Below are 20,803 nucleotides of genomic sequence, written 5' to 3'. Positions count from 1 at the left end.
CAGGAAACCCCCGCACCATAGGTGCGGGGGTTTCCCTTTCATCTAAATTTAGTTCGGCGGCGTCCTACTCTCCCACAGGGTCCCCCCTGCAGTACCATCGGCGCTGTGAGGCTTAGCTTCCGGGTTCGGAATGTAACCGGGCGTTTCCCTCACGCTATGACCACCGAAACACTTTGAAATTTTGAACCGATGCCTCAACCCCCCATGGCCTTAGGGGGGAGGCGTGTTGTTCGTTATTTCAGAACTAACACAGTGGACGCGAGCAACTGAGGACAAGCCCTCGGCCTATTAGTACCAGTCAGCTCCACCCCTTACAGGGCTTCCACATCTGGCCTATCAACCCAGTCGTCTACTGGGAGCCTTAACCAATCAAGTTGGTGGGAATACTCATCTTGAAGCAGGCTTCCCGCTTAGATGCTTTCAGCGGTTATCCTTTCCGAACGTAGCCAACCAGCCATGCCCTTGGCAGGACAACTGGCACACCAGAGGTTCGTCCGTCCCGGTCCTCTCGTACTAGGGACAGCCCTTCTCAATATTCCTACGCGCACAGCGGATAGGGACCGAACTGTCTCACGACGTTCTAAACCCAGCTCGCGTACCGCTTTAATGGGCGAACAGCCCAACCCTTGGGACCGACTCCAGCCCCAGGATGCGACGAGCCGACATCGAGGTGCCAAACCATCCCGTCGATATGGACTCTTGGGGAAGATCAGCCTGTTATCCCCGGGGTACCTTTTATCCGTTGAGCGACGGCGCTTCCACAAGCCACCGCCGGATCACTAGTCCCGACTTTCGTCCCTGCTCGACCCGTCGGTCTCACAGTCAAGCTCCCTTGTGCACTTACACTCAACACCTGATTGCCAACCAGGCTGAGGGAACCTTTGGGCGCCTCCGTTACTCTTTGGGAGGCAACCGCCCCAGTTAAACTACCCATCAGACACTGTCCCTGATCCGGATCACGGACCCAGGTTAGACATCCAGCACGACCAGAGTGGTATTTCAACGACGACTCCCCCTGAACTGGCGTCCAAGGTTCAAAGTCTCCCACCTATCCTACACAAGCCGAACCGAACACCAATATCAAACTGTAGTAAAGGTCCCGGGGTCTTTCCGTCCTGCTGCGCGAAACGAGCATCTTTACTCGTAGTGCAATTTCACCGGGCCTATGGTTGAGACAGTCGAGAAGTCGTTACGCCATTCGTGCAGGTCGGAACTTACCCGACAAGGAATTTCGCTACCTTAGGATGGTTATAGTTACCACCGCCGTTTACTGGCGCTTAAGTTCTCAGCTTCGCACACCCGAAAGTGCACTAACCGGTCCCCTTAACGTTCCAGCACCGGGCAGGCGTCAGTCCGTATACATCGCCTTACGGCTTCGCACGGACCTGTGTTTTTAGTAAACAGTCGCTTCTCGCTGGTCTCTGCGGCCACCCCCAGCTCAGGAAGCAAGTTCCTTCACCAGTGATGGCCCCCCTTCTCCCGAAGTTACGGGGGCATTTTGCCGAGTTCCTTAACCATAGTTCACCCGAACGCCTCGGTATTCTCTACCTGACCACCTGAGTCGGTTTAGGGTACGGGCCGCCATGAAACTCGCTAGAGGCTTTTCTCGACAGCATAGGATCATCCACTTCACCACAATCGGCTCGGCATCAGGTCTCACCCTTATATGTCATCCGGATTTGCCTAGATGACGGGCTACACCCTTACCCCGGGACTACCACCGCCCGGGCTGGACTACCTTCCTGCGTCACCCCATCGCTTACCTACTACAAGTCTGGTTCGTCGGCTCCACCACTTTCCTTTCCCCGAAGGGTCCGGAACGGCTTCACGGACTTAGCATCGCCTGATTCAGTATTGGGCGTTTCAAAGCGGGTACCGGAATATCAACCGGTTGTCCATCGACTACGCCTGTCGGCCTCGCCTTAGGTCCCGACTTACCCTGGGCAGATCAGCTTGACCCAGGAACCCTTAGTCAATCGGCGCACACGTTTCTCACGTGTGTATCGCTACTCATGCCTGCATTCTCACTCGTGAACCGTCCACAACTCGCTTCCGCGGCTGCTTCACCCGGCACACGACGCTCCCCTACCCATCCCAGCGGGCGTTGGCCCTATTGCTGGAATGACACGACTTCGGCGGTACGCTTGAGCCCCGCTACATTGTCGGCGCGGAATCACTAGACCAGTGAGCTATTACGCACTCTTTCAAGGGTGGCTGCTTCTAAGCCAACCTCCTGGTTGTCTCTGCGACTCCACATCCTTTCCCACTTAGCGTACGCTTAGGGGCCTTAGTCGATGCTCTGGGCTGTTTCCCTCTCGACCATGGAGCTTATCCCCCACAGTCTCACTGCCACGCTCTCACTTACCGGCATTCGGAGTTTGGCTAAGGTCAGTAACCCGGTAGGGCCCATCGCCTATCCAGTGCTCTACCTCCGGCAAGAAACACGTGACGCTGCACCTAAATGCATTTCGGGGAGAACCAGCTATCACGGAGTTTGATTGGCCTTTCACCCCTAACCACAGGTCATCCCCCAGGTTTTCAACCCTGGTGGGTTCGGTCCTCCACGACCTCTTACAGCCGCTTCAACCTGCCCATGGCTAGATCACTCCGCTTCGGGTCTAGAGCGTGCAACTCAATCGCCCTATTCGGACTCGCTTTCGCTACGGCTTCCCCACACGGGTTAACCTCGCTACACACCGCTAACTCGCAGGCTCATTCTTCAAAAGGCACGCAGTCACGACTGACAGCACAAGTGCTGCCAGCGACGCTCCCACGGCTTGTAGGCACACGGTTTCAGGTACTATTTCACTCCGCTCCCGCGGTACTTTTCACCATTCCCTCACGGTACTATCCGCTATCGGTCACCAGGGAATATTTAGGCTTAGCGGGTGGTCCCGCCAGATTCACACGGGATTTCTCGGGCCCCGTGCTACTTGGGTGTCTCTCAAACGAGCCGTTGACGTTTCGACTACGGGGGTCTTACCCTCTACGCCGGACCTTTCGCATGTCCTTCGTCTACATCAACGGTTTCTGACTCGTCTCACAGCCGGCAGACTGTGAAAGAGAGATCCCACAACCCCGCATGCGCAACCCCTGCCGGGTCTCACACGCATACGGTTTGGCCTCATCCGGTTTCGCTCGCCACTACTCCCGGAATCACGGTTGTTTTCTCTTCCTGAGGGTACTGAGATGTTTCACTTCCCCTCGTTCCCTCCACATGCCCTATGTGTTCAGGCATGGGTGACAGTCCATGACGACTGCCGGGTTTCCCCATTCGGAAACCCCCGGATCAAAGTCTGGTTGACGACTCCCCGGGGACTATCGTGGCCTCCCACGTCCTTCATCGGTTCCTGGTGCCAAGGCATCCACCGTGCGCCCTTAAAAACTTGGCCACAGATGCTCGCGTCCACTGTGTAGTTCTCAAACAACGACCAACCACCCGTCACACACCACTTACGCGGTGCTTCACCGGGGCCGGCACTGAAGACAGCCATACGGCCGTTACTTCAGATACCCAACAGCGTGCCCGACACTCCTTGCCTGTTCCTCTCGCTTTCCACGCCGAAGCAGTACTTGCGACCAGAGCAGGTCAAGTGTGCCGAATAATCAACGTTCCACCCATGAGCAACCACCGTCGAACGTGTGCCGACGTAATGGCCCTGGACCACCAAGCAAGCTTGGCGGCCTAGATGCTCCTTAGAAAGGAGGTGATCCAGCCGCACCTTCCGGTACGGCTACCTTGTTACGACTTCGTCCCAATCGCCAGTCCCACCTTCGACAGCTCCCTCCCACAAGGGGTTGGGCCACCGGCTTCGGGTGTTACCGACTTTCGTGACGTGACGGGCGGTGTGTACAAGGCCCGGGAACGTATTCACCGCAGCAATGCTGATCTGCGATTACTAGCAACTCCGACTTCATGGGGTCGAGTTGCAGACCCCAATCCGAACTGAGACCGGCTTTTTGAGATTCGCTCCACCTTGCGGTTTCGCAGCTCATTGTACCGGCCATTGTAGCACGTGTGCAGCCCAAGACATAAGGGGCATGATGACTTGACGTCGTCCCCACCTTCCTCCGAGTTGACCCCGGCGGTCTCCTGTGAGTCCCCATCACCCCGAAGGGCATGCTGGCAACACAGGACAAGGGTTGCGCTCGTTGCGGGACTTAACCCAACATCTCACGACACGAGCTGACGACAGCCATGCACCACCTGTATACCGACCACAAGGGGGGCACTATCTCTAATGCTTTCCGGTATATGTCAAGCCTTGGTAAGGTTCTTCGCGTTGCGTCGAATTAAGCCACATGCTCCGCTGCTTGTGCGGGCCCCCGTCAATTCCTTTGAGTTTTAGCCTTGCGGCCGTACTCCCCAGGCGGGGAACTTAATGCGTTAGCTGCGGCACCGACGACGTGGAATGTCGCCAACACCTAGTTCCCACCGTTTACGGCGTGGACTACCAGGGTATCTAATCCTGTTCGCTCCCCACGCTTTCGCTCCTCAGCGTCAGTAATGGCCCAGAGATCCGCCTTCGCCACCGGTGTTCCTCCTGATATCTGCGCATTTCACCGCTACACCAGGAATTCCGATCTCCCCTACCACACTCTAGCTAGCCCGTATCGAATGCAGAACCGGGGTTAAGCCCCGGTCTTTCACACCCGACGTGACAAGCCGCCTACGAGCTCTTTACGCCCAATAATTCCGGACAACGCTTGCGCCCTACGTATTACCGCGGCTGCTGGCACGTAGTTAGCCGGCGCTTCTTCTGCAGGTACCGTCACTTTCGCTTCTTCCCTGCTGAAAGAGGTTTACAACCCGAAGGCCGTCATCCCTCACGCGGCGTCGCTGCATCAGGCTTTCGCCCATTGTGCAATATTCCCCACTGCTGCCTCCCGTAGGAGTCTGGGCCGTGTCTCAGTCCCAGTGTGGCCGGTCGCCCTCTCAGGCCGGCTACCCGTCGTCGCCTTGGTGAGCCATTACCTCACCAACAAGCTGATAGGCCGCGGGCTCATCCTTCACCGCCGGAGCTTTTAACTCCCTGCCAGGAGGCAAGGAGTGTTATCCGGTATTAGACCCCGTTTCCAGGGCTTGTCCCAGAGTGAAGGGCAGATTGCCCACGTGTTACTCACCCGTTCGCCACTAATCCACCCCGAAGGGCTTCATCGTTCGACTTGCATGTGTTAAGCACGCCGCCAGCGTTCGTCCTGAGCCAGGATCAAACTCTCCGTGAATGTTTTCCCGTAATCGGGATGACACCACGAGAGCGGAACAACCAGGAGGAATAGTCCCGGTCGTTCACAGCGTCCTCGCTGTGTTTGCCTACCAACCGGTGTAGATCGGCAGGACTTTTTCAAAGGAACCTCATCCCCAGCCAAGATTGGCCGTGGACGGGGTATCAACATATCTGGCGTTGATTTTTGGCACGCTGTTGAGTTCTCAAGGAACGGACGCTTCCTTTGTACTCACCCTCTCGGGCTTTCCTCCGGGCGCTTCCCTTCGGTCTTGCCTTTCCGACTCTATCAGACGCTTTCGGGCCTGATTTCCTCGGTGCTTTTCAGGGATTCGCTTTCGCGCTTTCCCTTTCCAGCGGTGCTGACTCTATCAGGCCATTTCCGTCTCCCTGACCAAGTCTCTGCGAACATGCAGAACCCAGATCCGGAGATAGGATCGATCTGATGGATGCCGCCGAGACCTCGCGCTAGTGCGCCGTGCGGTCTCAGGCAGGAGTACGACAGTACATGCCGTGCGGAGCGGACGCAAATCGTTTGTGGTGCGTCGCTACGTCTGTCAACTGGGACCAGTTGTGCGGAACCGGGACTTCTTATGACTTACCCTTCTGAACAGTGCGTCGTCCAGGACAGGCAGTGACGGCGCTTATGACTCTCCACCCCCTGGGAGGCTCCCCATGACGACCGTGACGGCCCCACTCCCCGGACGTGCCATCGGGCTCACTGCTGTGCCCGACCCGGTGTTCTCCGGAGCGATGGTTGGTCCCGGTACGGCAATTGATCCCGCGCGTGAGCCTTCGGAAGCCGTTGCTCCCGTCGCCGGCATCGTTGTCTCGCTTCACCCGCATGCCTATGTCGTCGTAGACGACCAGGGGCACGGTGTGCTGACGCACCTTGGTATCGACACCGTTCAGCTCAACGGCGAGGGCTTCGAGCTGCTCGTCAACAAGGGTGACACCGTGCAGCGCGGCCAGGCCGTGATCCGGTGGGACCCCGCTGCCGTCGAGGCGGCCGGGAAGTCCCCGGTGTGCCCGATCGTGGCGCTCGAGGCCACGGCCGAGGCCCTGTCCGGCGTCGTCGAGGACGGCGACGTGAGGGCGGGCGACGAGCTCTTCAGCTGGCAGTGACGTCAGCGCCGCATTGGGCGGCGGCAGGTACGACTTCCATCGCGGCGGCATGGTCCGTCGCATCTATCGGAGACGGGTAAATGGAGACAACGCTGCGAGGCGTCGGCGTGAGCCACGGTGTGGCGATCGGCGAGGTTCGGCACATGGGGACGGCGGTCTTGGAGCCGCCGGCCAAGCAGATTCCCGCGGAGGAGGCTGAGCGCGAACAGGGGCGTGCTCGCCAGGCCGTGGAAGCTGTGGCGGCAGACCTGATTGCGCGCGGCAATCTGGCTGGTGGCGAGGCTCAGCACGTGCTCGAGGCCCAGGCGATGATCGCTCAGGACCCGGAGCTCATGGCTGATGTGGACCGTCGGGTCGCTGTCGGCAGCACCGCTGAGCGCGGTATCTACGACGCGTTCTCGCACTATCGCGAGCTGCTGGCCGGTGCCGGTGAGTACATGGCCGGGCGCGTTGCCGACCTCGATGACGTGCGGAACCGGATCGTGGCGCGGCTGCTCGGTGTGCCGATGCCCGGTGTGCCGGACAGCGACGAGCCGTACGTGCTGATCGCGCGGGATCTTGCCCCCGCCGACACGGCGCTGCTCGACCCCGCGCTCGTCCTCGGGTTCGTGACCGAGGAAGGCGGGCCGACCAGCCACAGCGCGATTCTCGCGCGAGCGCTGGGGGTGCCTGCTGTGGTGGCGCTGCCCGGTGCCGGTGAGATCGCCGAGGGCACCGTGGTCGCGGTGGACGGCAGTACCGGTGACATCTATGTGGACCCGAGTGCCGAGAAGCGTGCCGAGCTGGCCAAGGCCGCGGAGGAGCGCAAGGCTGCGCTCTCCGCGTCGTCCGGGCCCGGTGCGACCTCCGACGGTCACAAGGTGCCGCTGCTCGCCAACGTGGGTGGTCCCGGCGACGTGCCGGCCGCCGTCGAGGCGGGTGCCGAGGGCGTCGGTCTGTTCCGTACGGAGTTCCTCTTCCTGGACGACAGCAAGCAGGCGCCGTCTGAGGAGAAGCAGATCGAGTCGTACCGCAAGGTGCTCGAGGCCTTCCCCGAGGGCCGGGTCGTCGTGCGTGCGCTGGATGCCGGTGCCGACAAGCCGCTGGACTTCCTGACGCCCGCCGATGAGCCGAACCCGGCGCTCGGCGTGCGTGGGCTGCGCTCGCTGCTCGAGCACCCCGAGGTCATGCGTACGCAGCTGACCGCGCTGGCCAAGGCCGCCGAGGGGCTGCCGGTCTATCTCGAGGTCATGGCCCCGATGGTGGCCGACCGGATCGATGCCAAGGCGTTCGCCGATGCCTGCCGTGAGGCAGGGCTGAAGGCGAAGTTCGGCGCGATGGTGGAGATTCCGTCCGCCGCGCTGCGTGCTCGTTCGATCCTGCAGGAGGTCGAGTTCCTGTCTCTCGGGACCAACGACCTGGCCCAGTACACCTTTGCCGCCGACCGTCAGGTCGGTGCGGTGTCGCGGCTGCAGGACCCGTGGCAGCCGGCGCTGCTCGACCTGGTGGCGATGTCCGCCGACGCCGCCAAGGCCGAGGGCAAGAGCTGTGGCGTGTGCGGTGAGGCCGCGTCCGACCCGCTGCTCGCCTGTGTGCTGACCGGTCTTGGTATCACCTCCCTGTCCATGGGTGCGGCGTCGATTCCGTACGTACGGGCCACGCTGGCCAAGTACACGCTCGCCCAGTGCGAGCGTGCCGCCGCCGCGGCGCGTGCTGCGGACACCGCCGACGAGGCGCGGGCGGCCGCGCAGGCGGTGCTGTCCGGCGAGTGAGCCGAGCTGTTCCCGAGGGGCGTTCCACCCGTGTGGTGGGACGCCCCTCGGGCGTTTCAGTGCCGGTGGTCCTCCTCGTCCGGGCCGAGGTCGGGTGGGGTGCAGTACTCGACGCCGGGCTCGGGTGAGACCAGGTCGCCGGTCTGGCTGTCGGTGCAGTAGGCGTCGAAGACTTCGGCTGCCGTCAAGGCGTCCAGTCGGTCGCCGGTGAGTCGCCAGCCGTAGACCGTGTCCGGGGCGTCGGGTCGGTTCGTGCGCAGGACCATGCCGCCGGGGCGGGAGGTGGCGATGCCGGCTGCGAGGACCGTCGTGAACTCCAGGGCCTCGGTCTCGTCCAGTTGCACACGTCCCGGTGCGGAACTGTCGACGTGCAGGGCCGCGAGGAGGGCTTCGGAGTCGATGGAGATGCTGCACACGAGGTGGTGGCTGCCCTCGGCGGCGGCGTCGAGCACCCGGCTGAGCAGATGTGCGGCGCGGGCGAAGGCGGCTCTGCCGATGTCCTCGCCGCAGTCCGCGCATGCTCCGATGCCGGCGAGGAGGGTCTGGGCGTACTCCCACGTGGACTGTCGGACGGCTTCGTCGATGAGGTCGGGGACGAGGGCGCTCAGGGGTCGGCCGTCGTAGGGGACGGTCGGGCCGTCGGCCGCGAGTTGGGCGGTGTAGCGGGCGCGGACGGCCGGGGTGTCCGGGTCGAGGGCGAGGTCGGTGCAGAACTCCGCGTAGTCCTCCGGGTCGAAGAGCGCGACTGTCGTGTGGCGGCCCTCGGCGGCGAGGGATCTGAGGAGGCCTTCGACCTCGTGCAGATAGGCGGTGTGGTCGTCGAATGTGAAGGTGCGGTAGCGGCGCATCGCCGTGAAGTCCTCGGAGTCGGCCAACAGGCCGATGGTTCCGGCGACTTCACGGCGCAGGACGCGTCGCATGGTGGTCGGTTTGGTGCGCGCCATCGTTCCCCCTGTGCAGCACGGTTGATCAGTGCTCACTCAGCGTAGGGGGAGGTACTGACAACGTGACGTCAGGAGCGTTCGCGGGCGATCTCGGCGTAGAAGCGCAGCAGTTCGAGGTTGTCGACCGAGCCCGGGTTCACGGCCTTCTCCAGCGGGGTGCCCTGCAGGAGGCGCTTGACCGGGACCTCGATGCGCTTGCCGGTGAGGGTGTGCGGGACGCCGGGGGCCTCGATGATCTCGTCGGGGACGTGGCGTGGGGAGAGTTGTTCGCGGATCGCCTGCTTGATGCGGGTGCGCAGGGCGTCGTCGAGGACCGCGCCGGGGGCGAGGTGGACGAACAGGGGCATCCAGTAGCCGCCGTCGGGTTGTTCGATGCCGATGACGAGGGATTCGCGGATTTCGGGGAGGCGTTCGACGGCCTCGTAGATGTCGGCCGAGCCCATGCGCACGCCCTGGCGGTTGAGCGTGGAGTCCGAGCGTCCGTGGATGACGACGGAGCCGCGTGAGGTGAGGGTGATCCAGTCGCCGTGCCGCCAGACGCCGGGGTAGGTGTCGAAGTAGCTGTCGTGGTAGCGGGCGCCGTCGGGGTCGTTCCAGAAGTGGATCGGCATGGACGGCATGGGGTTGGTGACGACGAGCTCGCCGACCTCGTCGGTGAGGGGCTTGCCCTGGGGGTCCCAGGACTGGAGGTCGGTGCCGAGGCAGGGGGCCTGGAGTTCACCGACGTACACCGGAAGCGTCGGGACGGCTCCGGCGAAGCAGGAGCAGACGTCGGTGCCGCCGCTGACCGAGGCGATCCAGAGGTCGTCGCGGACCTCGTCGTGCAGCCAGCGGAAGCCGTCGGGCGGGAGCGGAGAGCCGGTGGTGGCCACGCACTGGATGCGGGAGAGGTCGAAGTCCCGCGCGGGGTGCACGTCGGCCTTGCGGCAGGCCATGACGTACGCGGCGGAGGTGCCGAAGAGGGTGGCGCCGGTGCGTTCGGCGATGCGCCACTGGGCGCCGGTGTCCGGGTAGCCGGGGCTGCCGTCGTACAGGATCACGGTGGTGCCCGTGAGGAGGCCGGAGACGAGGAAGTTCCACATCATCCAGCCGGTGGAGGTGTACCAGAAGAAGCGGTCCTCGGGCCCCAGGTCGCAGTGCAGGCCGAGCTGTTTGAAGTGCTCCAGGAGGATGCCGCCCTGCGACTGCACGATGGCCTTGGGCAGGCCGGTGGTGCCGGAGGAGTAGAGGACCCACAGGGGGTGGTCGAAGGGCACCTGCTCGAAGACCGGGTCGGTGGCGGAGGACGTGAGGGCGGACCACTCCAGGGCGCCTTCGGGAGCCTCCGTACCGAGGAGCGGGATGTGGACCACCGCGCGCAGGGTGGGGAGTTCGGCGCGGAGTTCGGCGACGGTGTCGCGGCGGTCGTGTTCCTTTCCGCCGTAGCGGTAGCCGTCGACGGTGAAGAGGACGACCGGCTCGACCTGCTGGAAGCGGTCCAGGACGCTGCGGGCGCCGAAGTCGGGGGCGCAGGAGGTCCAGACGGCGCCGACGGCGGCGGTGGCGAGGAGGGCGACGACGGACTGGGGGATGTTGGGGAGGTAGCCGCTGACGCGGTCGCCGGGGCGGACGCCGAGCGTGCGGAGCTCGGCGGCGAGGGAGCCGACCTGGTTGCGGAGCTCTGACCAGGTGACGGGCTGTGGCTCCTGGGACTCGTCGACGTACAGGAGGGCCGGCTCGTCGGGGCGGTCGGCCGCGGTGCGCAGGGCGTGCTCGGCGTAGTTGACGGTGGCGCCCTGGAACCATTGGGTGCCCGGCATGGAGCGGTCGCCGAGGACGTGCTCGTACGGGCTGGAGAAGCGGATGTCGAACCAGGCGACGACCGCTTCCCAGAAGGTGTCGAGCTCGGTCACGGACCAGCGGTGCAGGGCCTCGTAGCCGCCGTCGGCGGGGGCGCCGTACCGCTCGGCCGCCCAGGCCTGGAAGCGGGTGATCTGCGCGGCGGCGATGCGGGCGTCGTCGGGCTGCCACAGGGGCTGCGGTGCGGCGGTGGACACGGGGCGGCTCCCAAGCTGTACGCGGTGTGTGCGTCGCCGCGCGCACGTGCGGGGGTGTGCGCGTGACGTGGCTGGAAGGGACGATGCCACGTGATCGACTTCCGCACCAGGGTGGGCCTCACATGGTCCGGGTCGTGAAGATGTGGGCCGGGCACGGGTGAACGGCAGTTGAACGCCCTACGCGCGCGTGCCGTGCAGTGGCAGGGTGAGCTGCATGGACGGTCGTGACCTGGTGCGTTCGGTGAAGGTGGTTAAGGCCGTGAAGGCGATCGGCGTGATCGGAGCGGCTCAGGGGCTGCGGACCGTGCGTTCGGCATGGCGCAGGCGGCGGGCGGACTCGGCGGGGCTGCCCGCGCGGGGTGCCGAACGGGCCCGTGTGCCGGGGCCGGTGACGGGGGTCGAGCCGGGGCCCGGCGGTGGAGTGGTGCGCTTCGCGCAGTCCGAGCTGCGGGTGTCGGTCACCGGGGGCGGTGCGGTGTTCTGGGGCTGGGACGGGGCCGGGCCCGCGCCCTCCTACGCGCTGGTCGACCAGAGTCCCGAGCCCGATCCGCGGGCCGAGCTGGAGCCGGACAAGGACGGCGGCTGGCGGGTGGTGTCCGAGCGGGTGATGGTCGTGATCTCGCGGCACGGCGCGGTGGAGGTGTGTACGCCCGGTGGTGTGATGCTGCGGCGCGAACTGCCGCCGCGCTGGTGGGAGCCGGTCGGCGGGGGTCCCGCGAGGTGGGTGCAGCGGTCCGAAGTGGCCTCTGACGCGCGGTTCTTCGGGCTCGGTGGGCGGGCGCGGGGGCCGAGGCTGCGGGACGGCGAGTACCGGTTGTGGAACACCGATCCGGGCGGTTCCTTCGAGCCCGGGGACGACCCGCTGTACATCACCATGCCGGTGCAGCTGGTAGTGGCCGACGCGGGCACCCATCTGGTGTTCCACGACAACACCTGGGACGGGACGGTGACGCTGCGCGAGGGCGAGGAGGGTGCCGGGTCGGGGCACGACCGGGCGGGCGGCAGCGAGCTGCGGATGGACGGCGGGCCGCTGCGGTGCTGGGTCGTGGTGGGGACTCCTCCGCGCGTGCTGCAGGCCTGGACGGCGCTGACGGGGGCGCCGGCGGTGCCGCCCGCGTGGGCGCTCGGTCACCATCACGCGCGGTGGGGATTCGGCAGCGAGAAGGAGGTCCGGCGGATCGTCGCCGGCTACAAGGAGCGTGAACTGCCGCTGGATGCGGTGCATCTGGACATCGATCACTACGACGACCACCAGGTGTTCACCGTCGATCGCCAGGCCTATCCGGCGCTGCCGCGGCTGGCGGCCGATCTGGGCGAGGACGGAGTGCGCCTCGTGTCGATCGTCGATCCTGCGGTCAAGGGTGAGCAGGGCAATGCTGTGTATGACTCCGGGCGGGCGGTCGACGCGTTCGTGCGGGATGCGCGCGGGCGGCAGGTGCGGGGCGTGGTGTGGCCCGGGGAGTCCGTCTATCCGGACTTCACCGCGGCGAAGGTGCGCACGTGGTGGGGCGGGCTGTACGAGGAGCGGCTCGGGCAGGGCTTCGCCGGGTTCTGGCACGACATGAACGAGCCGGTGTCGTTCGCGGCCTTCGGGGAGCCGACGCTGCCCCGTTCCGCGCGGCACGATCTGGAAGGGCGCGGGGGTGATCATCGCGAGGCGCACAACGTGTACGGGCTGTGCATGGCGCGGGCCGGGTACGAGGGGGTGCGCCGGCTGCGCCCCGACGAGCGGCCCTTTCAGTTCTCGCGCTCCGGGTGGGCCGGGATGCAGCGCTACGGCGGGACCTGGTCCGGTGACGTGGCGACCGGCTGGCCGGGCCTGCGGGCCTCGCTGGCGCTGGTGATGGGGCTCGGGCTGTGCGGGGTGCCGTACTCGGGGCCCGATGTGGGCGGGTTCGACGGGAGTCCGTCGCCCGAGCTGTATCTGCGCTGGTTCCAACTGGGCGCCTACTTGCCGCTGTTCCGCACCCATGCCTCGCTGCGGGCCGGGCGCAGGGAGCCGTGGGAGTTCGGCCCCGAAGTGCTCGAGCACGCGCGCGTGGCGCTCGACGAGCGGCGCCGGCTGGGGCCGTATCTGATGACGCTGGCCCATCTGGCGCACCGGACCGGCGCCCCGTACGTACGTCCCCTGTGGTGGTGCGCGCCGGAGGACCGGGCGCTGCGGGACTGCGAGGACGCCTTCCTGTTGGGCGATGCGCTTCTGGTGGCCCCGGTCCTGGAGCGTGGCTCCGACCGGCGGGCGGTGCGGCTGCCTCGGGGGCGCTGGTACGACACGGTGACGGGGCAGGCGTACGAGGGTCCTGGGCAGGTCCTGTTGGATGCGCCGCTGTCCCGCATTCCGGTGCTCGCCCGCGCGGGGGCCGTACTGCCGGTGCGGGGTGCGGACGGCGGGGTCGAGCTGGAGGTGTGGGCGCCCGCGCGGGGGCGTACCGGCTCGGGGCTCGTGGTGCGGGACGGCGGGGACGGGTGGGAGGTGCCGCCCGTCGAGCGGTACACCTCGCGGTGGCACGAGGGCCGGGTCGTGGTCGAGCGGGACCAGGAAGGGGCGGAAGGCGTGGCCGTCGGGGTCGAGGTGCCGGTGGCCGTGCGCGGGCTCGGTGCGTGAAGGGCAGCGGTGCGTGAGGGGCGTTACCGCGGGCTCGGTGCGTGAGGGGCGTTGTCAGTGGGTCCGCCTAGGCTCGGCCGCATGAACAGCACCACGCCCAGCGCACTGATCGGCACGGTCATCCGGCGTGCCACGGCCGCCGACGCCGAGACCCTGACCTCCCTCATGCTCAAGTCGAGCGCATATCAGGGGCAGTACGCCTCGATCCTGGAGGGCTACGCGGTCACGGCCGAGTACATGGCCCGGCATCTGGTCTTCGTCGCGGCGGACGGTGCCGGGCGGGTGCTCGGCTTCTACTCGCTGGTGTGCGAGCCGGCGGAGCTGGACCTGGCGTTCGTGGCCGACGACGCGCAAGGGCTGGGAGTCGGGCGGCAGTTGGTGGAGCACATGCTCGGCGAGGCGCGGGCCGCCGGCCTCGACGGGGTGCGCGTGGTGTCGCATCCCCCGTCGGAGGAGTTCTACCGGCGGCTCGGCGCGCGGCGGACCGGCACGGTGCCGCCTGCTCCGCCGAAGGTCGACTGGGTGCGGCCCGAGTTGTGGTTCAGCGTCTGAGGGACGGCGTACGCACTGCGGTTCAGCGCGCGACGTTCGCGTACCGGCCTGCGAACCACTGACGTACGGCGATCGTGTGCAGGGGGAAGCCGAGCTGCCCGGGCGCGCGCAGGACGTGCCAGCCGTCGGTCTCGGCGGTCGGCGTGGGCGGGGGCAACTCCCCCGCCGTGCGCGGTGGGAGGAGGCCGAAGAGGAGCAGGTGGCCGTCGGGCGAGCTGAGGGCGTCGGCGAGGCGGACGTCGCCCATGGCGGCCTCGATGCCGGTCTCCTCGTGCAGTTCGCGGACGACCGCGCGGCGCCAGTCCTCACGGTGGTCGACGAACCCGCCGGGCAGGGCGACGGCGCCGCGGGCGGGGGCGATGGTTCGGGTGATGACGACCAGGCCGACGCCCTCCGCCGTGCCGGGGCTGTCCGCTCCGGTGCCATCCGCCCCGGAGACGTCCTTTCCGGTGCCGTACGCGACGGGCAGCAGCGCGACGGCCACCGGCAGGGGGTTGCGGTAGGCCACGTCGCCGCAGGCCTGGCAGGTGCGGGGCCAGCCGGTCGCGTCCCCGTAGGGCGCGCCGCAGGTCGAGCAGTGGGAGTGCTTGTGGTGCGCAGAGGGCGTCGCAGGCGTCAAGGACACGCGCGGACCGTATCCGATCTCCCTTCCCCGGCGGGCGGTTGACTGGTAGACCCAGCGGCCATGAGACGACTCACCGCCGCACTGCGGACCCTCGCCGTCACGGCCGCCACCCTGCTCGCCGTCGGTGTCGCGCCCGCGCCTGCCGCCCAGGCGAAGCCGGAGCCCAAAGCGCCCAAGGAGTTCGTGGCGCTCAGGGATGTGGACCCGACGATCATCCAGGAGATGCGCTACACCACGGTGCACAACTTCGTGGGCGAGACCGTCGACGGCTACCGCAAGCCGATGTGCATCCTGACCGAGCCGGCCGCGAAGGCCCTGCGCGGTGCGCAGCGCAAGCTGCTGCGGAAGGGCTATTCGCTGAAGGTGTACGACTGTTACCGGCCGCAGCGGGCCGTCGATCACTTCGTGCGCTGGGCGGAGGATCTCCAGGACGAGCGGATGAAGCAGGAGTTCTATCCCCTTGTCGACAAGTCCAGGTTGTTCGAGGACGGTTACATCGCCGCGAAGTCCGGGCACAGCCGTGGTTCGACCGTCGATCTGACCGTGGTAAAGCTGCCGGCGGCGCCCACGCGGCCGTACGTGCCGGGTGAGCCCCTGGTCCCCTGCTACGCGCCGCAGAGCGAGCGGTTCCCGGACAACTCCCTCGACATGGGTACCGGGTTCGACTGCTTCGACACGCTGTCGCACACCGACGACCCGCGGATCGGCGGCGTCCAGCGTGCCAACCGTGACCTGCTGCGCAATGCGCTGACCGAGGTCGGGTTCGTCAATCTGCCCGAGGAGTGGTGGCATTTCACGCACAAGCCCGAGCTGTTCCCCGACACCTTCTTCGACTTTCCGGTGGCGCGACGGTCCCTGACCGGGAAGTAGGGAGAGGTAGAGAAGTGACACAAGGGTGAGGGCGGCCGGGACCACCCCCGTGGGTCCCGGCCGCCCTCACCCTTACGCTGACGCAACTGGGCCGTATCCGGTTCTCCGTTGACGCATTACGGTTTCGTTCATGGAGCGGACTTTCGATTCATTCGAGGAATTCTGGCCCTACTACGTCGCGATGCACTCCAAGGCCGCGACCCGCTGGGTCCATCTCACCGGCACCCTGACCGGTCTCGCCGTCACCGTCTACGGCCTGGCGCGCGGGCGCAAGCGCTATGCCGCCGCACTGCCGTTGATCGGGTACGGCACGGCCTGGCCCGCGCACTTCTTCATCGAGAAGAACAACCCGGCGACCTTCGGGCATCCGGCCTGGTCGCTGCGCGGCGACATCCAGATGATCAAGATGATGCTGGCCGGGCGCGACAGCGAGCTGGCCGAGATCGCCGGGAAGTGGCTCGCCGAGAACCGGTGAACCCCCGGCCTGTCGACTGCGGCCCCTCCATGGCACACTTCTGACGTTCCGTCAGATCCAGTGCCGGGGAGGGGCCTTGTCGCGTAAGCGGACACCAGTGGTGGCCGATTGGTTCACCGAGGAGACGGGGGAAGGGGCCGATTTCCGGCTGCTCGGCACGCGGTGTGCCGACTGCGGGTCCGTCTTCTTCCCCCGCGAGGATACCTTCTGCCGCAACCCGGGATGCGCGGGCAGCGAGCTCGCCGAGGTCCCGCTGTCGCGCAGCGGCCGCGTCTGGTCGTACACCGACGGGCGCTATCGGCCGCCCTCGCCCTACGTCTCCGACCCGGACCAGGAGTGGGAGCCGTACGCCCTGGTCGCGGTGGAGCTCGAGGCCGAGCGCATGGTCGTGCTCGGTCAGGGAGCCCCCGGCGTCACGACGGCGGACCTCGCGGTCGGCATGGAGGTCGAGCTCGTCCCCGGTGTGCTCAACGAGGATGCCGAGACCACCTGGACGACCTGGCACTGGAAGCCGGTGAGTGAGTGATGGCCCAGAAAGTGCAGGACGTGGCGGTCCTCGGTGCGGCGATGCACCCCTGGGGCAAATGGGGGCGCAGTTTCGTCGAGTACGGCACCAAGGCGGCCCGTGCCGCGCTGGCCGACGCCGCGGTGGACTGGCGCGACGTGCAGTCGATCGTCGGGGCGGACACGGTGCGCGGCGGCTACCCGGGCTACGTCGCGGGCGCCACCTTCGCCAAGGCGCTCGGCTGGCAGGGCGCGCGGGTCACCAGCGTGTACGCGGCCTGTGCCTCCGGGGCGCAGGCCATCAACACCGCGCGTACGCAGATCCTTTCGGGACTCGCGGACGTGGTGCTCGTGGTGGGCGCGGACGCGGCGCCCAAGGGGTTCTTCCGGCCCGCGGGCGGCGATCGCGCCGACGATCCGGACTGGCTGCGCTTCCGGGTGCTCGGGGCCACCAACCCGGCGTACTTCGGGCTGTACGCGCGGCGGCGGATGGCGCTGCACGGCGACACCCTGGAGGACTTCGCGCAGGTCAAGGTGAAGAACGCGGCGGCCGGGGCGCTCAACCCCAACGCCCGCTACCGCAAGACGGTCACCCCGGACGAAGTCGCGGCCTCCGCGGTCGTGGCCGACCCGCTGCGGCTGCTCGACATCTGTGCGACCTCGGACGGCGCGGCCGCCCTGGTGCTGTCCAGCATGGACTTCGCGCGCCGGCACGGAGCGGCGGACCCGGTGCGGATCCGGGCCGTTTCGACCGTCACGCCGACCTATCCGCAGACCGTGCTCGACCTGCCGGACATCGCCACGGACTCGGCGGTCGCCGTGGAGCCTTCTGGGCGTACGTTCCGCTCGTCGATCGCGCACGCGGCGTACGAGGAGGCCGGGATCGGCCCCGAGGAGCTGTCACTTGCCGAGGTGTACGACCTGTCGACCGCGCTTGAGCTGCAGTGGTACGAGGACCTCGGGCTGTGCGGCGAGGGCGAGGGCGCCAAGCTGCTGCGCGAGGGGGCCACGGCGCTCGGCGGGCGGATCCCGGTCAACGGCAGTGGCGGGCTCGCGTCCTTCGGTGAGGCGGTGCCGGCCCAGGCCATTGCCCAAGTGTGCGAGCTGACCTGGCAGTTGCGCGGCACCGCGGGCGAACGGCAGGTGGCGGGGGCCCGGGTGGGGATCACCGCGAACCAGGGGCTGTTCGGGCACGGGTCGTCGGTCATCGCCGTACGGTGAGGGCCCACGCGGCAACGTAGAGGCGACCCCGACGTGGGAGCGTAGGGCCGAATTTCACTCGGCGTGATCGCCCGGGAAGTCTCCGTGAACAGCGCATGAACTGGGCCCCGGCGCCTGTCGCCGGGGCCATCATGCTGCCGTGCCTGCCTGGACGGACTCTCTCCGCTTCGCCTTCCAACCGGTCGTCAATCTGACGACCGGGACCGTGGCAGCGCTGGAGATACTCGCCCGTCCCGAGCACGGCGACATCCTCGCCGAGGCCCGGCGCGACCCCGAACTCGACGGCGCGCTCGCGGCGTTCGCGGTGCGGTCGGCCGCCCGGCAGGAGACGCTGCTGCCCCTGCACGTGAACGTCCACGCGGGAACTGCCGCCGATCTGGGCGGACTTGCCGCGCTGCGGGACGCGGTGAAGGAGGCGGGGCGACTGCCGTGGGAGGTGACCGTCGATCTCGGCCCGCCGTTCACCCACGTACCGCATCGAGCGCTTCTTGAAGCCGTCGAGGCGCTGCGGGGCGAGGGGTTCCGGATCTGTGCGGACGGGGTCGGGGACGGGGATCTGCCGCTCAGGCTCCTGGTGGATCTCGCGCCGGAGCTGGTCAAGCTCGATGCCTCGCTGCTGACGCGGCTGCCCGCCGTGCACGCGATGCGGGCGCTGTGCGAGCAGGCGGGGGCGCTGCTCTGCGTGGAGGGCGTGGAGACCGAGCGGGAGTGTGCGGCGGCGCGGGTGGCCGGGGCGCAGCTGGCCCAGGGGGATCTGTTCGCGCCGCCGGCGCGGCGGCCCGTGGTCGATGTGTACGTTCCCGCGTCCGATGCCGCGCGGACTTCCGCCTCCCGGTCGGGGCCCGCGGTGCGGCAGTTCGTCCGGCCGGCGGCGCTGCTCCCGGTGGGGGCCTCGGCCGGGCAGGTGCGGGATCTGCTCATGGGGCCCGCCGAGGTGTCGGGGGTGCTGCTCATCGATGCGGCGGGGGTGCCGGTGCGGGCGGTGGACCGGGACCGGTTTCTGCTGTCGCTGTCGGGGCGTTACGGGCATGCGCTGTACGCCGACCGGCCCGCGGCGAAGCTCGCCGACGGTCCGCGTACGGTCGGCGTCGATGCCACCGCGTGGGAGGTGCTCGACGTGCTGGCCGACGGGGAGCGCAGCCGTACGGGCGACGACGTGGCCGTCGTGGACCGGGACGGGCGGTGCGTGGGGGTGGTGCGGCTCGCCGATCTGGTGCGGGCGCTGGCCGAGAGCCGGGTGGAGGAGGCGGCCGGGCTCAATCCGCTGACCAGGCTGCCCGGTTCGGACGCGATCACCGGTGAGGTCGACCAATGGATCGCCGAGGGGCGGCACTTCGCGCTCAGCTGGCTGGACGTCGACCGGTTCAAGCAGGTCAACGACGTGGCGGGGTTCGCGGCCGGCGACGAGCTGATCCGGGGCGTGGGCGAGGCCCTGCGGCGGGCGGCGTCCGGGGTGACGCGGGTCGGGCACATCGGGGGCGACGACTTCCTGGTGCTCGCGGAGCCGGCGGGGCTCGATCCGCTGGCCGGGGCGGTGCTTGACGCTCCGTGGTCGGCGGGCGGGCGCCCGGTCAGTCTGTCGCTGGCCACGGTGGACTGTCCGCCGGGCAGTGTCAGTGATCACCGGCAGGCCGCGGCGTGGCTCGCGCCGCTCAAGCAGGCCGCGAAATCGCTGCCCGGGGACAGCTGGGTGCTGGGGCGCGCGGGGATGCCGGGCCACCAGATCAGGCGTGGTTCCGGGGGCGCGCCGGCCGGTGCCGGGTGTGGTGCGGCGGGGCACGGCACCGGTTAACCGGTGCCGTCCGCGACCTTGACGCTCCATCACCAGCGGTGAACACTTCCGGGTGTCAGTCGGCATCGCCGCATCTCAGCACCTCGCGGCAGCACGCCGCTCAGGGTCCCTGCCTGCGCCAGGACTTGGCAGTATTCCGGTCAGCGGGCCATCCCCCACGGGCGATTCGGCTGCGACGGCACGCTCGTCACGGACGCCGGGCGGGGTACGGGAGACCCCTGCCTCAGGCCGACGTAGCCATGGAACGCACCCTGCACGGAGGACCGGGGCGCAGAGCCTCGGGCGAGGGCCTAGGAGCCGCCATGAGCAATGGGGACATTTTCGTCGGTGAGCTGATCGGCACCGCCATTCTGATTCTGTTCGGCGCCGGCGTGTGCGCCGCCGTCACTCTCAACTTCTCGAAGGCGAAAGCCGCCGGGTGGGTCGTCATCGCCTTCGGCTGGGGCTTCGGCGTGCTGGCTGGCGCCTACACCGCCGCGCCGCTGTCCGGCGGGCACCTCAACCCGGCGGTGACGGTCGGCGTCGCCGTGGACACCGGGGAATGGAGCAAGGTACCGCTCTACATCCTGGGCCAGATGGTGGGCGCCATCCTCGGTGCCGTGCTGGCCTGGCTGGTCTACTACGCGCAGTTCCAGGCCAACAAGGACACGGAGACCGCGCTGCCCACCCTCGGCATCTTCTCCACCGGTCCGGAGATCCGGAACCCGGTGGCCAACCTGATGACCGAGGTCATCGCGACGATCGGGCTCGTCCTGCCGATCCTGGCCTTCGGCAAGAACGACGGCATCAGCATCGGCCAGATCCAGGGCCAGGACGCCGGAATCTACGGCTCCGGCATCTCCATCCTGCTGGTCTCGCTACTCGTCGTCGGCATCGGCCTCTCGCTCGGCGGACCCACGGGCTACGCCATCAACCCGGCCCGCGACCTGGGCCCGCGCATCGCCCACGCCCTGCTGCCCATCCCCAACAAGGGCGGTTCCGACTGGGGTTACGCCTATGTGCCGGTGGTCGGACCGCTCGTCGGCGGCCTCCTGGCGGGCCTCATCTTCAACGCAGCCTTCTGACGAGCCCGTTCCCG

13 protein-coding genes and 3 rRNA genes are annotated in these 20,803 nt (G+C 67.4%); 10 read left to right on the top strand and 6 right to left on the bottom strand.

What is annotated here, in order from left to right; genetic code table 11:
* Positions 1 to 51: 51 nt before the first annotated feature.
* From rrf to OG430_RS40265, 3 genes are all read right to left on the bottom strand, one after another.
* A 5S ribosomal RNA gene (gene rrf / locus OG430_RS40275) occupies positions 52 to 168 on the bottom strand.
* 100 nt (positions 169 to 268) lie between these two features.
* A 23S ribosomal RNA gene (locus tag OG430_RS40270) occupies positions 269 to 3,392 on the bottom strand.
* Positions 3,393 to 3,700: 308 nt separating this feature from the next.
* Positions 3,701 to 5,226 (bottom strand): 16S ribosomal RNA (locus tag OG430_RS40265).
* The 16S, 23S and 5S rRNA genes sit together here, the layout of an rRNA operon.
* Positions 5,227 to 5,900: 674 nt before the next feature.
* Here OG430_RS40265 and OG430_RS40260 point away from each other — a divergent pair.
* Together OG430_RS40260 and ptsP are read left to right on the top strand one after the other, a co-directional pair.
* Positions 5,901 to 6,350 (top strand): PTS sugar transporter subunit IIA, encoded by a 450-nt coding sequence (locus OG430_RS40260; RefSeq protein WP_327357612.1) that lies wholly within the window; start codon positions 5,901 to 5,903, stop codon positions 6,348 to 6,350.
* A gap of 80 nt (positions 6,351 to 6,430) precedes the next feature.
* Complete coding sequence (gene ptsP, locus OG430_RS40255) at positions 6,431 to 8,101, top strand: phosphoenolpyruvate--protein phosphotransferase (RefSeq protein WP_327357611.1); 1,671 nt, start codon at positions 6,431 to 6,433, stop codon at positions 8,099 to 8,101.
* A 56-nt stretch (positions 8,102 to 8,157) separates the two neighbouring features.
* Here ptsP and OG430_RS40250 read toward each other — a convergent pair whose 3' ends face one another.
* On the bottom strand, positions 8,158 to 9,045 hold the full coding sequence (locus tag OG430_RS40250; RefSeq protein ID WP_327357610.1) for a hypothetical protein: 888 nt from the start codon (positions 9,043 to 9,045) through the stop codon (positions 8,158 to 8,160).
* A 68-nt stretch (positions 9,046 to 9,113) separates the two neighbouring features.
* Complete coding sequence (locus tag OG430_RS40245) at positions 9,114 to 11,081, bottom strand: acetoacetate--CoA ligase (protein WP_327357609.1); 1,968 nt, start codon at positions 11,079 to 11,081, stop codon at positions 9,114 to 9,116.
* Between the two features lie 214 nt (positions 11,082 to 11,295).
* Here OG430_RS40245 and OG430_RS40240 point away from each other — a divergent pair, with 214 nt between their 5' ends.
* Together OG430_RS40240 and OG430_RS40235 are read left to right on the top strand one after the other, a co-directional pair.
* Positions 11,296 to 13,686, top strand: coding sequence for a glycoside hydrolase family 31 protein (locus OG430_RS40240; protein ID WP_327357608.1), 2,391 nt, complete (start codon positions 11,296 to 11,298; stop codon positions 13,684 to 13,686).
* A gap of 81 nt (positions 13,687 to 13,767) precedes the next feature.
* On the top strand, positions 13,768 to 14,238 hold the full coding sequence (locus tag OG430_RS40235; RefSeq protein WP_327357607.1) for a GNAT family N-acetyltransferase: 471 nt from the start codon (positions 13,768 to 13,770) through the stop codon (positions 14,236 to 14,238).
* A 22-nt stretch (positions 14,239 to 14,260) separates the two neighbouring features.
* Here OG430_RS40235 and OG430_RS40230 read toward each other — a convergent pair whose 3' ends face one another.
* Positions 14,261 to 14,863 (bottom strand): NUDIX domain-containing protein, encoded by a 603-nt coding sequence (locus OG430_RS40230; protein ID WP_327357606.1) that lies wholly within the window; start codon positions 14,861 to 14,863, stop codon positions 14,261 to 14,263.
* A gap of 60 nt (positions 14,864 to 14,923) precedes the next feature.
* Here OG430_RS40230 and OG430_RS40225 point away from each other — a divergent pair, with 60 nt between their 5' ends.
* From OG430_RS40225 to OG430_RS40200, 6 genes are all read left to right on the top strand, one after another.
* The gene (locus OG430_RS40225) at positions 14,924 to 15,733 is read left to right on the top strand and encodes a M15 family metallopeptidase (protein WP_327357605.1); all 810 of its coding nucleotides are present in this window, start codon (positions 14,924 to 14,926) and stop codon (positions 15,731 to 15,733) included.
* A 130-nt stretch (positions 15,734 to 15,863) separates the two neighbouring features.
* Positions 15,864 to 16,208 carry a DUF962 domain-containing protein gene (locus OG430_RS40220; protein ID WP_327357604.1) on the top strand — a complete coding sequence of 115 codons (345 nt, stop codon included), beginning with the start codon at positions 15,864 to 15,866 and terminating at the stop codon, positions 16,206 to 16,208.
* A 97-nt stretch (positions 16,209 to 16,305) separates the two neighbouring features.
* A complete protein-coding gene (locus tag OG430_RS40215; RefSeq protein WP_327359438.1) occupies positions 16,306 to 16,734 on the top strand; it encodes a Zn-ribbon domain-containing OB-fold protein in 429 nt (142 codons plus the stop codon).
* On the top strand, positions 16,734 to 17,933 hold the full coding sequence (locus OG430_RS40210; protein ID WP_327357603.1) for a lipid-transfer protein: 1,200 nt from the start codon (positions 16,734 to 16,736) through the stop codon (positions 17,931 to 17,933). The genes OG430_RS40215 and OG430_RS40210 overlap by 1 nt, the downstream gene beginning before the upstream one ends.
* Before the next feature lie 139 nt (positions 17,934 to 18,072).
* Positions 18,073 to 19,725, top strand: coding sequence for a GGDEF domain-containing protein (locus OG430_RS40205; protein ID WP_327357602.1), 1,653 nt, complete (start codon positions 18,073 to 18,075; stop codon positions 19,723 to 19,725).
* 302 nt (positions 19,726 to 20,027) lie between these two features.
* Positions 20,028 to 20,789 (top strand): MIP/aquaporin family protein, encoded by a 762-nt coding sequence (locus OG430_RS40200; RefSeq protein ID WP_327357601.1) that lies wholly within the window; start codon positions 20,028 to 20,030, stop codon positions 20,787 to 20,789.
* The last annotated feature ends 14 nt before the right edge of the window (positions 20,790 to 20,803 follow it).

The organism is Streptomyces sp. NBC_01304 (genome assembly GCF_035975855.1).
Classification (GTDB): domain Bacteria; phylum Actinomycetota; class Actinomycetes; order Streptomycetales; family Streptomycetaceae; genus Streptomyces.
The sequence above is the reverse complement of the archived record's forward strand: the minus strand, read 5'-3'. Positions and strand labels throughout refer to the sequence as shown.